Source organism: Brunnivagina elsteri CCALA 953 (assembly GCF_002289455.1).
Classification (GTDB): domain Bacteria; phylum Cyanobacteriota; class Cyanobacteriia; order Cyanobacteriales; family Nostocaceae; genus Brunnivagina; species Brunnivagina elsteri.
In genome coordinates this window covers 1-15,206 of record NZ_NTFS01000138.1, presented here as the reverse complement: position 1 = coordinate 15,206, position 15,206 = coordinate 1, and the positions used below count along the sequence as shown (strand labels likewise).

Genomic DNA, 15,206 nt, shown 5'->3' with positions numbered 1-15,206 from the left:
TGTACAATTCCTTTCTCCGTATTGCGGAAGATGGAACTAGAAGGATTTGACGAAAGAAAGTTAGCATCTATCAAAGATACAATTTACTGCCCAGCGACAAAAGTCGCATTCCATACCCAACAAGCTTTTTGGGAAAAACAAGGAATTAAAGGTGGTGCATCGTTTAGTGGTGAAGGTGTACGTCAAACCTATTATCCATCGGTAAAATTTAATCCTAACAGTGGTAGTGTGATGTTAGCGAGCTATACAATCGGTGATGATGCGGTTCGCATGGGTAATATGTCGGAACAGGAACGTCATAGCTTTGTCAAAAATACCGTTGGAAAGGTTCATCCGGAATTACAAGCTGAGGGAATGATTACTGATGTGGCATCCATCGCTTGGGGTAATTATAAATGGAGTGCTGGTGGTTGTACTGTACATTGGAGCGATGATATGTCTGATGAGTCGAACCATACCATTAGTTATTTGGAAGCTGCAAGACCTCAAAATAATCTTTTCTTTGCTGGGGAACATTGCTCGAAATATCCAGCTTGGTTACAAGGTTCGATTGAATCTGCGCTTGAAGCAGTATATGACATCGTATCAACAGAGTCTGTATCTACTTCCTTCATCGGTTTGGGAAATGTCAAAGTCAAACAAAATCAGTTGGAGACAAGTCTTGTTGGTTAATCATCTTGAGTTGAGGAAATCTGGTTTTGACAATGCATCTACCTCAAGCCAGATTTCTAGGAATTATTTAAACTTTCTAGGTTAGCGCAGAGGTTCGCGGAGTAATGCTGAGAAAGTTTAATTATGAGTATTTTTAAAATCCTTGCCTAGTCTATATTTGATTCTTTAATTTCTAAATTATTATTCTATTTAATTGCATAAGTTCAATTTCCTCTCCGCTAAATACAAATGGAGAGGTTCTTTTTATTCTATTCCCTATACCTATGAGTATCCTAGATTTTCCCCGTCTTCACTTCCAAGGCTTTGCTCGCATCCACGCACCAACAGGACATAAAAATGGTAACGTGGATGTTGCTAATAATACTGTATATATGAATGGTGAACCCGTTGACAGCAGCGTTAATGCATCCATCTATCACGAATATCTCCACAATTTAGGTTCTCGCTACAACTCAGCAGGACAATTCGATGAAAATGGCGCTTTTAGCATGGCAATGGGACATGATTTTGGTGGGAATGGACATTTTTTGATTGAAGCGCAAATAGTTAGTACTCAGCGCAAATTTGGCGAAATTGACAAAAATGACCCAGTTGTAGGACGTAGCGTTGACTTGTGGGGACATTATAATGATTACGTCAAAACCACAGTAAATCGCGCTCGTTTTTTTGAATGTGACCCCGCATCGAATTGGACTGATACAATTATGTTGGGTCAATTAGCTTTTGGCAGACAGGGAGTTTCCCACGAAGTTCCTTATATGGTTTCCGCACCAATTACAGGAATGCAGTTAGCAAGATGGCAAGATTTTCATCATCTGCGGGATTTACCAGAACATTGTTTAAATAACCAGTTTCAACGTGCTGCTGTCTTTCAATTTGCGATTCCCAAAGATGCAGAAGACTTTATTTGGGGAGAAGAAATTGAGACTTCCCCCACTGTATCCATGTTGCGATCGCAAATGCAGCATCCAAATACATTAGGTTTGGTGGTGCAATTTAGTATCAGTAATATGTCTGCTCCCATGCAACCCGATTCTCCGACTTTTTGGGAACTCCACGGTACGATTGGGTTATGGTGTAAAGATGAATTGCGTACTTATCCACATGGTAGATTATTAATTCCTCAAAGTCTTCCTGATTCACCTAAGTTATTAAACAAGTTAAATAATCTGACTCTACAAATTACTCTCCAAGGTGTCAGTTTAAACATGGTGACAGCAGTACCGGGAATTGGACGTACTGTAAAACCAGAAATGGGACCAACTCATCAAATTAATTCTAAGTTGAATTTGGGTGATTTGGAATTACGGACTCTAAAAACCCATAAACTCATTGCCATTATTCCCAAAGAAGCATATCAAAAACAAGCACATTCTCTAACTAGTGGAATTGTTGATATTCCCCTATCAGAACAGTTAGGAGAATTAGTTGGAGATTTAACTGGAAAATTAGTAGAAGAGATAGAAAATCAGGGATTGTGTATTCTCGGAACAGATGAAAATGGACAGCAAATAATTCTTTTACAAGAACAAGAAATCAACCTTCAAATAGATGATGCTTGTTTATTTATTGAATATCCAAATTGGAAATCTGGTGAAGAACATGCAATTGAATTAGAAGTACATTCCTTTGTTAGAGGTATTCCCGCAGCAGTTGAAGACATTAATCTAATTCAATTTTATAATCCCAGAGCATTTCCCCAACTTAAACACGAATCCCCCCCCAATTCAGCAATAGAAATAGTCCATTTCAAACCAGGAAAAATCCCAGAAAAAGCTAACTTTACATCCACATGTATAATCTCCACCAACCCTTCCGGACATGCCTCGGTAACATTACGTGGAGCAAACCCAGGAACCGCCAAAATATTACTAACCACAAACCCTCTCCCTCTTTGCGTCTCTGCATCTTTGGGCGATACAAATCATATTAAACAAGCAGAAATAGCCTACGACAACGACGACAAACTCGGATTTTGGTCAGGTTCTGGATTCTTCGCAGTAAGAGTAATGAGCAACGATTGGCACTTAGAAGAAATCCCAGATAAAGCAGTAGACTTCGACTTAATTTACAAACATATCCTCGCTTTTTACGAATTTAGTTTTTCCTTCATGAAAGTCGATGTATTTAGTCTAGCTGACCAATGTAAAGTAGCAACCTACGCAAGATTAATGTGGCAAATGTCCGATCCAAAAAACAAATCTAAAACCTACTATATGCCCCCCAGTCGCGATATGTCCCAACCAAAAACAAACTTATTACGGAAATTTCTACACAATCAACAACAAGTTGGTTATATTCCCCCAATCCAACCCGAACCAATACAAACCCAACGCACCATCCAAACCCGTGACGAATTAGTTGCAGCACTAAAACAAGCAGCAGAATTAGAAGTTGCAGTGATGCTGCAATACATCTATGCAGGTTATTCCGTTCCCAATTACGTCACAGGAAAAGAATATGTAAATCGCGGTTTATGGACTCACCAACAACTCGAATTAGCTTGTGGAGACGGCAAAGAAGTACATAACTACGGAATGCGGGGAGTATTATTAGAAATTTCCCGTGAGGAAATGATTCACTTTTTAATGGTAAACAATATATTGATGGCAATTGGAGAACCCTTTTATCCTGCCGTACCCAATTGGCAAGAACTAAATCGACGTTTTCCCATCGATATTGACTTTGCCCTTGAACCATTAAATGTAGCTTCCCTGCAACGGTTTATGACTTTGGAAATGCCCGACTTTCTCAACAATTCCCCCCAATTAAATTGCGAATTGCACAGTTATGGTTCTCTCAGTGAACTATACAGCCAAATTCGTACTGGATTGCAAAACATTCCCGATTTATTCGTCGTCAAAAAAGGTAATGTTGGTGGAGAACATCGCTTATTTATGCGCTCCAGCACCAATCAAAAGCATCCCGATTACCAGTTACAAGTCGATGATTTAAATAGCGCTTTGTTTGCAATCGATGTAATTGTCGAACAAGGGGAAGGATGTCACACAGAATCAGAAAAATTTGAGCGATCGCATTACCAACAATTCCGTCGTTTGGCAGATGCGTTAGCTCAAGAACAAACCATAGAACCGGAAACAGGATACAAAATCCCCTGGAATCCCTCTTACCCTGCTTTACGTAATCCTTCCTTGTGCGATCGCGATTATAATACTAACGTTGTTACTGTTGCCGAAACCCGCACTGTGATGGAAATATTTAATGAATGTTATTTCCTCATGACGTTGTTGATGGTACAGCATTTTGGTTTAACGCCAACGGGAAGTCTGCGACGTTCTAAGTTAATGAATGCAGGAATTGATGTGATGACAGGAATGATGCGTCCTTTGGGAGAATTATTAATGAGTCTACCTTCTGGGAAGCGTGGCAAAACAGCTGGTGCTTCCTTTCAAATCGATTCTCCTAGTTATATTCCCAATCCTGAGGTAGCAATGGGAGTAATCTCGAAAAAATTTACGGAATTAGGATATAAAGCGAGGGAATGTCAGGTTATTCCTAATACTGTGTGTGAGATGTTTGAGTTTTATGCTAAGTTTTTTGAGGATTTAGCAAATAATCCTCAGTCTTTATTGCATTAGGGAACATCAAAAAATAAATTCTCCATAATTGTAGGGGTGGGGTCTCCCCACCCTTCGCGTGATAGTGTTGGTAGGTATATGATTTGAAGATTTTATTTTCTTAGAGGAGGTTCTATTCACATTGTTTGGTTTTATTTTTAAATGCAGAGGTTTAATAAAGTATATTCTGCATTTTTAATTTTGAATTCTGTCTACTTAAAATAACCGCACAGGTTGAGAATGAAGAAGTTTATCAAGAGGTGCCACTCTTTGAATCACAGAAATCATGTGACTATAATCGGGAATTTTTCCATTGGGGACATATCCTAATTCTTGAATCAGAACTGGAGAAGCTTCCCGTAAATATTTATGAATTAAGTCTTTTTGAGTGCGATCGACATTTTCCCCAATCAAAATAGAACCTGCTGGAACAATTTTAGGGTCGGTAAATAGTATGCGAAAATCGGTATTAGGAAATTGAGTGCGATATAAATTGAATTCTTCCAGCGATAATGCACCAGCTTCTACTTTTTTTTGTGATACCCATTCAAGTATTGTTTTTGGAGTCGGAGCAAATAAAACTTCTTTTAATGTCAAACCGTAAAGATTATAGAGAGGAAAATAATAACCAGCTGCGGAACCGGGAGTTCCTAATGCAATTACTTTACTTTGTAAGTCTTTGATTTCTTGTAATTTACTATCTTTGTGAACAATTAAAATAGCGCGGGAATTAATATCTATCTCAAGGGGGAAAATTGGATCGTATTTATAATTAGACTTTGCCAATGCAGCTAAACCAGGAGGAGCAAAAATTAATGACCAACTTTGGTGTTTTATTCGTTCTATTGCAGCATTTTCATTAAAAGTTGGTTCTAATTGAACCACTGTTTGGGTTTTCTCACCTAAATATGTACGAAACCGGGAAAATTTTTCAATAATTTTTGTTGCATCTCCATACTTAACCACACCAACAACCAGTTCTAGCTGCTTTGTAGATGTTTTCTGAGCTTCACAAGCTGCCATTAAAAATAGCATTTGTAAGATAAACGAACGTCGCGAAAATAATGATGTCATTGAGTATATATAATATATATAGTTATTTTCTTGTCACAGTATACAACAGAAGTTATGGGGTCAATATTTGTAAATAAAAAGCAAGAAAAAATAAATAAATATTTACAATTAAGATATAGTACAATCATGTGTAAATATAATTTAATGTGATAAAAAAATAAAGAAAAAACAAAATTTACTTTTGAGAGTTATTATGTTGATTTGTTTTTAATTAGCAAGCTTTAATCAGCAAATATTTACTGAATTTGAAAAGAAAATATCCAACTTTAATCCAAATGTAAAATTATGAAAATCGGTACTAAAGTTAACTTAATCTTGGTCATAGTTTTTGTTGTTGGACTATTGATTAGTGGTACAGCACTCTCCAAGGTACTCGAATATAAGGCAGAAAATGAATTATCTTCTAAAGCCGTAATCTTAATGGAAATAGCTAACTCCGTCAGGACATATACTAATGACAGAGTTCAACCTTTGCTAATGCCAATATCAGATACCCAAGAAAAATTTATTCCCGAATCAATTCCCTCATATTCAGCTAGAGAAATTTTTGAAACTTTTCGCAAGAAAAAAGACTATAGTAATTTTCTCTATAAAGATGCAACATTAAATCCAACTAATTTGCGGGATAAAGCAGACGAATTTGAAACTAATTTAGTCAAAGAATTTATTCAAAATCCAGCTTCAATGACGACATCTGGTTTCCGAACCATATCAGGAGAAAAGCTGTTTTATACAGCAAAACCTTTTAAAATAGAACAGGAAAGTTGCTTACGCTGTCATAGCATTCCCGAAAATGCTCCCAAAAGCCAATTAAATTCCTATGGAAGAGAACATGGTTTTGGTTGGAAGTTGAATGACATTGTGGCAACTCAAATTATTTATGTTCCTGCACAAGAGATATTTACTAGTGCAAATCGTTCTTTCTTGCTTATTTCAGGAGTTTTGATTGGTATTTTTACAGCAATTATTGTAGTGATTAATCTCTTATTAAAAAAATCGGTTTTACAGCGAATTCAAAAAATTGCAATGGTAGCAGTACAGGTTAGTGTTGGTGATGTGGATGCTAGTTTTGGTAAGCAAGATAAAGATGAAATTGGTGCTTTAGCTGAAGCTTTCAATCGGATGAAATATAGTTTAGAAATTGCTTTGAAAATGTTGGGAAATAAGGAGTAGAAAACAATAAACATTTAGACGAGATATATCGCGTCTAAATGTTTATTGTTCTAACATTCGTTTCTCAAACTCAACTGCTTTAGCTGGTTCAGTAATTTGTTCTGCCAGCTTTTTAATAAATTGCGATCGCGACACTTTCGGAGACAATTTTAATTCCTCTTGAACGATAAAACTCGCAATTGGACCAATTATCTGAGCTAATTCGGTTGTACATTTATTAATCAAGTTAGCGTCAATAGTTGAGGTATCACCCAATTTTGTTGGAGATGCTGCTAATGGTTTTAAAATGATATTTTTTAGATATTGTTTAAAATACTTTTGTTGGTCGAATTGTAAGTACGCAGCTAAATTTTCGATTAATTGTTCTAAGTTTAATGCTTCTTCTAAAGCTGGTTGTAATATTGTCGATGCAATTGGTCCAATTAACTGTTTTAATAGTTGTTCTAGTTGGGTATACTGTTGTGAATCTATGATTAATTTTTCAAAGGAAAGGGATTCTGATTTTGTTTTAATTATCTGAGGTGATATTTCCTGTTGTGCTTCTGCTTTTTTCCCGTTCAACTGTGAAGAAACTGGAGAAATAGAATTAATAATAGAAATATTTCCAGGTAAAATATCAATAATTGCTTGTGTATCAGATAGCCATGTATATAACTTAATTCCTTGAGGAGATAACTGCTTTTGTAAATCAGCAATCCATCTTGCAGAGGGTAAACCAACTTGTGAATTTACTGCATTGAGGGTTTCTAAAATTATTTGTGAAAATGCTTCTGGTTTTTCTACATTTGCAGCAGCAGCAATAATACATTGTCCACATTCCGTATTGCATTGTAAATCTTCTACCCATTCCTGTAGAGATGTTACATTCAAACTATCTACATTGGGACAATCAAGAATAATTATTTGTTTAGCTTTGTTTATACGTCGTAATTCCTGCCTTAACCAAGAACGACTTAAACGCACTCTATTTGATAAAACTAACCAGCTTTCTCCATCTTCAATTTCTTCAATATAACCACGTAAATATAATAATAATGTCGGTATATGCTTTCTAACAAATAATTGAGTCTGAGATTGATTAATTGTTATTTCTGACCAACTAATTAATTCCTTAATCTTTACTCGAATTTCTGCTAAATTGCCATTAATAGTATGGGAATATTCAAGTTGAAATCCACCAGATTTTCCGAATATATCAACTAACTCAAGTGTCTTTTTATTATTTGTAAATCCATCAATAATTAATCCCCGTCGCAGTTTTTTAGATACAGCATTTTCTTCTGATTTGAAACCTAAAACTAATTCTCCAACCCCTTCAACAATTCTTTTTGGTGTTTGTAAAGGATATTCGGGATAAAGTTTATAATCACCGCGATCGCGCTTTTGTTGGTTGACTAAACGCAGTTGCTCGTTCACTTTATCAATGTATCCCAAAGTTTGCCGATATACGTACTTATACAACCCATCTGCTTCAATGACACCATGTTGATCTGCTGCTTCTCCTAGCAAACCTTGCATCAGAAAATAAGTAAATACACCATGTCCTAATTCTGGAAACTCCCAAGACTTTTGTCCGCGATCGCACGATAGTAAAGCGCAAAATCCTTTACTTTTTGACGCACGTTGTCGCAATACATCCATCATCTGAGGTGCCGGATTTGCTGTTTCGGGAATTGCTACATCTCTGGCATTTCCATTTACTTTGAGCAAATTCATATCACCACTATGGCAGGTATCTAAGCACAGCATTTGCTGATGGGAACGACTATTTCCTAGCATTTGCAACAATTCTTGCAAAGCTAATCCAGTTTTTAATAAGTCATTTGTGCGGGTATCCCGGAAGCAAAGTACAGCTTGTTGTGACTTTTCTTCTAACATCCCATGACCAGAAAAATATAACAGGATAGAATCTTGGGGTTGAGTTTGGGAAACAATTTTTTCTAGACTTTGACGAATACTTTCAATAGTGGGTAATTGTGTTGCAAAATCGTGATAAATTATTACTTCCTTATTGGGAAAACCTTGAGTTGCTTTCGTAAGTGCTTCTCCCAACCCCTGACAATCTACAGATGGATAGCGTAAAGATGGTAAACGAATATCTTGATATTCATTAACACCAACTAATAATATCCATAGTTTGGCTTCTCCACTTGTCAATATTTTTGTTGAATGACTGGAACGGATACCAATTGGAGCCATAGTTTTTCCCAACTATTTAGTTAATAATTTAGTTAATAATTCAGTTAATAACTTAACAAGCTTGTTCTGTTTAATTCCCCAGCAATAGAAAGGCAGCGTGTTTTGTGTCGGTGTAAAATCCTCCGTTCGTGCTACTCTACGAGAAGGCGTACCACTCCGTGGAAGCAAGCGCAGCGCCTACGCGTTCCCGTTGCCGCCCTAGAAAGGGCTAGGGTAGTTTTGTGTGTCGTATTCCGTCCCCACAAACTTCTCTCCGTTACAAAACATAATTGCGAATTGCGAATTGTTTTAATATTTTTTCTATTGTTGAATTCAGGTATGAAATTGAGAAATCACGTAGTGAAAATTTTTACATTGTTACACTATGAGATTACGGTTTACTTTTAACGCACTTATATAACCATATTGTTGATTAACTAATTAGTTAATAATACTAGCATTTTTTATTTTGACCAAGAGACAACTTTAAATTATGAGTGATAACAGCGCAAGATGATTGTAATTCACTAAATTTAAGACTTATAAGCTCAGGAAACACCAAATTGCTATATCTAGCTTTAGTACAGAGCAGTATCACTATAAATAACTCAAATTGGATCGTAATAATTTGACTATTTTTCCGAAATTGAGTTAAGTTTTAGAGTAGTAATTACTTATATACAAAATCAAGTTGATAATGGCGAGGTATTTGGTAAAACACCCCCGTTATTCTTATTAGAGCAAGCTTAAACATAATATGCAGTAAAGAGTGTGAAGAATTATGCGATCGCGTCAGGGAATTATAGAATTATTTACCACTTTCTTAGAATTAGATGCAGATAGAGCAATTGGTTGGGCAATCGATGCGAGGTTGCGTCGAAGCATGGTAAATTGCCAAGCAAGTCTACCGCAACCAGAAACTTCGGAAAATTTCTGGATATCTTACTGGTATAAACAATGGCATAATTCCGTTCAAAATCCGGCTCAGAGCTTGGGAAAACAACATTTAGTATCATACCTCCAAGAGGTATGTTATTGGTCTGCTCAGAAAGTCGCACAAAAAGCAGCGCAAGGGAATTCATCTGGGCAATATAGCTTGTCTGATTGCTTCCAAATGGCAATAATGCGGGTTGACAAGGTTTTGAAAGGATTTAAACCAGATGTGGGTTTTAACCTCAAAAATTACGGTAGTGTCGTGTTTAGTTGCGAACTCAAAGAAATATTGCGATCGCAAAATGAAATTGAGATTTGCACAAATTGGCGATTATTACGAAAGCTATCTCACAAGCGTTTGGTTGAATCTTTGCAAAATGCCGGATATGGTGCGGATATGATTCCTAGCTACGTCTTAGTTTGGAGATGCTACATCGAATTATACGCACCAGAACAACCCACGGGAACCCGCAGACTACCAAAACCAGATGAAGCAACTTGGAAAGCGATTTCTCAACTGTATAATTTGGAACGTCATACCCAATTATCTGTATCTGGAAAAGAAAGCAATTCGGAAACCGTTGAAAAATGGTTAGTAACTTGTGCAAAAGCAGTTCGTAGTTACTTGTATCCCAGCATGACTTCCATTAATGCTGCGACAAACAGCGATAATGCTGGAGAACTTCAAGATATTCTTCCCCAACTTCAGCAAGAATCCATACTAACAGAAATGATTGCAGTAGAGGAGAAAAATGAGCGGCAATTGCAGAGGCAGCAAATTAGCGATTTTATCGTCACAGCAATTAAAGAATTGGACAACGAAGCGCAAAAAATTATCCAACTCTATTACAGTCAGGAATTGACTCAGCAGCAAATAGCAAAGGAGTTAGAAATGAAGCAGTACACCGTTTCCCGCAGACTGAGTAAGACAAAAGATACACTATTAATCAAGCTAGCGACTTGGTGTCAAGAATCAATGCATATCTCCCTAAATTCGTCGGTACTAGATTATGTCAGCACTATTTTGGAGGAATGGTTACAAAATCATTACAGCAGTAATTCAATGCCACTTGGTGAAAATTCCTAGTACAACAAGGTAAAAGGAAAAAAGTAAAAGGTGTTACCCTGAGCAATTCGGCAAACTCACTGTGTCACTTGTCGAAGGGCAAAAGAAAACCGATAAAATAAACTTTTCAGCAATTTAATATAGTAGGTTTATTTCCACTAAACTATACTATATCAAAAAGTGTTTTTTCAATTTTTAATCTTTCTCCTTTTCTTGTTCTGTTTCGATTCCCTTTCCTTTTTAAAATTATGTTTACCCCAGATGAATTACCGAGAATAGATACCAGACATTTATGGTTGGAAATTTCCGAAAATGACAAAACAAAAAATTGGCAGCAAAGCCAAGATTTTTCAACATCTAATCGTCGTTGGAATGCCTATCTTAACCGTTTAACTTTGAATGCTTTTTTACCTTGGTTGCACAGCGAACATAACATTAAAGCTACCCCATTTCCCAATCTTGTCACCTTACCAAGTATTTGGGAAGCTGTTAACGGTACAAGCATTAGTTTTGGCTCGAAAAAATTAGTATTAATCCCCACAGAAGCAACCGAACTCGACGAAATTCGCGTTCCTCAAGAGTGGCTAGATATCCCCAGTTGGGTTGCAGATTATTACTTGGGAGTACAAGTCAATCTAGAGGAAAATTGCATAAGAATTTGGGGATATACTACCCACAAACAGTTAAAAGAAAAAGGTAATTACGACACTAATGACAGAAGCTATTCATTAAATGCCGAAGATTTAATTTCCAACCTCAACATTATCTGGTTAGCATCTCAACTTGGTGTGAAAGAAGCAACCAGAGCAGAAATAGCACCTTTACCAACACTCGCGATCGCACAAGCAGAAAGCTTATTACAACGTTTAGGAAACCCCAAAGTTATTGTTACACGCACGAAAGTACCATTTACCACTTGGGGAGCAATTTTAGAGCATGGAGGTTGGAGACAGCGTTTATATGAACAACGTCAAGGAAAGCAACAAGCAACAATTAATAATCAATGGAATGTCGGGGAATGGTTGCAAAATGGAGTATCTGAAGTTGCTCAAAAATTTGGTTGGGTAACAGTAGATTCGCAAGCAGATTTTGCAGGTTCGAGAAGTGCGGATGTGGTATCAGCATTACCAATTTTAGTACGTAGATTGATGATTGCTGGAGAAATGTATGAATTACAAATCCAACCCAAAAGTGATAATCTAGCCGATAGAATTTGGCGTTTTGAATTGCGAAATGCAACGAAAGCTCAACTGATTCCTCCCGGTTTTAAATTAAGGCTTTTGACAGCAGATTTACAGCCATTTGCAAATAATGAAGTAGATGCCAAAAAAATTGTAGAAAGACTTTATCTTGAAGTTGCACTTGGAGATGAAATAGAAGGGTTAGTATGGGAAGTAGAACCAATACCCGAAGGATTTGAACGGGAAATTTTATATGTTTAAAGGTATGAAAATATCAAATAATATTCTCGATTCATTCAAATTATTTGTGAATAAAGAAATCTGTAGAGAGGTATACTAATAACTATTAAAAATGGGACTTTCTAAATGGCTGTGAGTGTCTATTTTATTAGCTTTTGGTAGTAGAACTGATGCCTAACCGCTCGGAGTATAGCATTGCTATCGTCTCTAAATGATGGATAATTTAGTCAAATATAATGTAATTTGCATAAATCCAAAATTACAACAGTGTTAATAGATATAAGCATTTACTTTAAAAAATTGGATAGCAATGATTTCCGAAATTCCCGCAGGAACACTAATTAATAACCGTTACTTGATTGACAAACTTCTTGGGCAAGGGGGATTTGGACGAACTTACCTGGCATTTGACAAACATCGTTTTGGTGAAACCTGCGTTTTAAAAGAGTTTGTTCCAGCAACCACTCAACAAGAAATTATCAATAAATCGAAAGAACTATTTGAGCGAGAAGCAAAAGTACTGTATCAAATAGAACATCCCCAAATACCTAAATTTCTCGCTTCCGTCACAGATGGAAAACGGTTATTTATCGTTCAAGAATATATTGATGGCAAAACATACTCACAGATACTGTGCGATCGCATTTCTCAAAAAGGCAAAGCATTCTCGGAAGATGAAGTTAAAACTTGGTTACAAGGAATATTACCAATATTAGAATACATCCATCAACGCAAGATTATTCATCGGGATATTTCATTAGATAACATCATGCTTCCCGATTGTAAATCTCAACCTGTTTTAATTGACTTTGGAGTTGTAAAAGAGAAACTTACACAATTTTTTTCCACTAACTCGAATAATAGCCACTATTCACTGCAAGGTTCAGTCGTGGGTAAAATTGGTTACTCTCCCCCAGAACAATTACGCTTAGGACAATGTTACCCTAGTAGCGACCTTTATGCATTAGCAGTTTGTGCGATTGTGCTTTTGACTGGGAGAATGCCATATTTATTAATAGATGAATCATTAAACTGGCAATGGCAACGTTATACCAACGTCAGTAAATCATTTGCGAAGATTATCGACAAAATGCTGGTAGATAAACCAAGCGATCGCTTCCAATCGGCAAACGATATTTTACTTGAACTCAGCAATCAAAATCAACCAAATCAATCAGCAATTAATCAGTTTATTCAAAAAACACCATTCAATATTTTCCAAAAACAAAAAACTCAATCGAAACCACAAGAAACTCACACAAATTCACCTTCATTTACACTCAAGAGCGAATCACCAACAAAATTACATCCACAAGCACCAATCTCTATAAATACGGAATTTTTAGACTATTGTAAGCAAGAATTAATTAGTTTTGTGGGACCATTTGCGACTGTTTTAATGCAACATACATTAGACAAATCTCCACATTTTACAGCAGAGCAATTTATTGATGCGATTAGCGATGCAATCCCCAACGAAGAACGTGCAAAAGAATTTAGAAATAAAATTAAAATTCCAACAGTAAATCAATCACAAATTTTCAACAATTCAATAAATGAAATTTCAGTTAATTCTCATGCTTATTCTCAGCAATCAGTAGAAAACAATTCTGCAATTAATAATCCAGAATTTCTCAAATATTGCCATCAAGAATTGACCAGTTTTATTGGACCTGTTGCTAAAGTAATCCTTGAAGATACATTAGCAAAAAATCCCGAATTAACCACTCATGAATTGATTGAAACATTAGTATCAGAAATTCCTAGTACACAAAGGGCAAAAGAATTCAAAGAAAGTATTGGTAAATATATTATTTGCACGTAGAGACGACCCGGTGGGTCGTCTAGAAGTTAGTAGTTAATAATTCATAATTCACAATTCATAATTCACAATTCATAATTGATAATTCATAATCTTTGTACGGTGGGTGTTGTTTAAAGACGACCCACCGGGTCGTCTCTACTTGTTTCCAAACTTGGCTAATTGCTCCAATTTATTCCAAGGTTCTCCACTTTGAATCACTTCCCTAGCAGTGACTACAGCATTAGTAAAACCCTGAATAAAATCATCGCTATCTGATTTAATATCTTCACCAAATTCACCAACGTATAACGCTAAAGCAGCATTTAAAATTACCACATCTTGTTGTGCTTTTGTGCCTTTTCCCTGCAAAACAGCCTGGAGAATTTCGGCATTTTCCTTAACCTCACCACCCGCTAACATTGAAATAGGGGCTGAATTTACACCTACATCTTTTGGGTCTAATTCGATTCGATATATTTGTTTATTTGCCAATACAACTAAATCAGTTTTGTCCCCCAATCCAGCTTCATCTAACCTTTCTCGTCCATGTAATGTAATTCCCCTGCGAATTCCCAAATGGTTGAGAACTTCGGCAAAAGTTTCCAATAAAGCAGGATTATTAATACCAATTACCTGACCAGTAGGTGATAATGGATTCAGTAAAGGACCAAGTAAATTAAAGACAGTGCGTACCTTGAGAGCTTTCCTTAAAGGTGCGATCGCTTTTAATGCGGGATGCCAATCTGGTGCAAACAAAAAGGTAATTCCGACTTCTTCTAATGCTAATTGAGCAACTTCTGGACTCACATTTAAATTCACACCCAAAGCTTCTAAAACATCCGCAGAACCCGTTTTACCCGATGCTGAACGATTCCCATGTTTCGCGACTTTTACCCCACAAGCTGCGACAACAAATGCCACAGCAGTGGAAATATTAAAGGTTGATGCTCCATCTCCACCAGTTCCGCAGGTATCTACCAGAGGTTGATGATTGATGATTTTATCCCGTAAATTTGGCTTTACCGATTGTCCATGCAAAACCTCAACCATTCCTATCAATTCTTTGGTACATACCCCTTTAGCTTGAATTGCAGCTAAAATTGCACCCGATACCACAGGAGAAATCGCTTCTTCCAACCAACCATGCATCAAATCCGATGCTTGGGAAACAGAAAGTGATTCGCGATCGAGTAATTGTTGCAATATTGCTGACCAATTTTGTTCAACATTTGTTATTACCATTATTTAACCTCCAAATATATTATTTGATCATTTTTTTACCGTTTCAGCCTGGGCTGTTGACTTTG

The 15,206-nt window shown here is 36.5% G+C and carries 9 protein-coding genes; 6 read left to right on the top strand and 3 right to left on the bottom strand.

Annotated features, from left to right (window positions below; all coding sequences use genetic code 11):
* Positions 1 to 672, top strand: a 672-nt coding sequence (locus CK510_RS13820; RefSeq protein WP_211293191.1) for a flavin monoamine oxidase family protein, incomplete at its 5' end; no start/stop codon positions are given.
* A gap of 263 nt (positions 673 to 935) precedes the next feature.
* Complete coding sequence (locus CK510_RS13815) at positions 936 to 4,271, top strand: ferritin-like domain-containing protein (protein WP_095722254.1); 3,336 nt, start codon at positions 936 to 938, stop codon at positions 4,269 to 4,271.
* Positions 4,272 to 4,466: 195 nt separating this feature from the next.
* Here CK510_RS13815 and CK510_RS13810 read toward each other — a convergent pair whose 3' ends face one another.
* The gene (locus CK510_RS13810; protein WP_095722253.1) at positions 4,467 to 5,324 is read right to left on the bottom strand and encodes a phosphate/phosphite/phosphonate ABC transporter substrate-binding protein; all 858 of its coding nucleotides are present in this window, start codon (positions 5,322 to 5,324) and stop codon (positions 4,467 to 4,469) included.
* 285 nt (positions 5,325 to 5,609) lie between these two features.
* On the opposite strand from CK510_RS13810, the gene CK510_RS13805 reads away from it, so the two are divergent.
* Complete coding sequence (locus tag CK510_RS13805) at positions 5,610 to 6,497, top strand: c-type heme family protein (protein WP_095722252.1); 888 nt, start codon at positions 5,610 to 5,612, stop codon at positions 6,495 to 6,497.
* Between the two features lie 42 nt (positions 6,498 to 6,539).
* Here CK510_RS13805 and CK510_RS13800 read toward each other — a convergent pair whose 3' ends face one another.
* Positions 6,540 to 8,696, bottom strand: a complete 2,157-nt coding sequence (locus CK510_RS13800; RefSeq protein WP_095722251.1) for a caspase family protein — start codon at positions 8,694 to 8,696, stop codon at positions 6,540 to 6,542.
* Between the two features lie 760 nt (positions 8,697 to 9,456).
* On the opposite strand from CK510_RS13800, the gene CK510_RS13795 reads away from it, so the two are divergent.
* From CK510_RS13795 to CK510_RS13785, 3 genes are all read left to right on the top strand, one after another.
* A complete protein-coding gene (locus CK510_RS13795) occupies positions 9,457 to 10,695 on the top strand; it encodes a sigma-70 family RNA polymerase sigma factor (RefSeq protein ID WP_095722250.1) in 1,239 nt (412 codons plus the stop codon).
* A 227-nt stretch (positions 10,696 to 10,922) separates the two neighbouring features.
* The gene (locus tag CK510_RS13790; protein ID WP_095722249.1) at positions 10,923 to 12,116 is read left to right on the top strand and encodes a DUF1822 family protein; all 1,194 of its coding nucleotides are present in this window, start codon (positions 10,923 to 10,925) and stop codon (positions 12,114 to 12,116) included.
* 289 nt (positions 12,117 to 12,405) lie between these two features.
* A complete protein-coding gene (locus CK510_RS13785; RefSeq protein WP_095722248.1) occupies positions 12,406 to 13,920 on the top strand; it encodes a serine/threonine-protein kinase in 1,515 nt (504 codons plus the stop codon).
* A gap of 135 nt (positions 13,921 to 14,055) precedes the next feature.
* On the opposite strand, the gene trpD is transcribed toward CK510_RS13785, so the two are convergent.
* Positions 14,056 to 15,141: an anthranilate phosphoribosyltransferase gene (gene trpD, locus CK510_RS13780; protein ID WP_095722247.1), complete on the bottom strand. Its 1,086-nt coding sequence runs from the start codon at positions 15,139 to 15,141 to the stop codon at positions 14,056 to 14,058.
* Positions 15,142 to 15,206 lie beyond the last annotated feature (65 nt).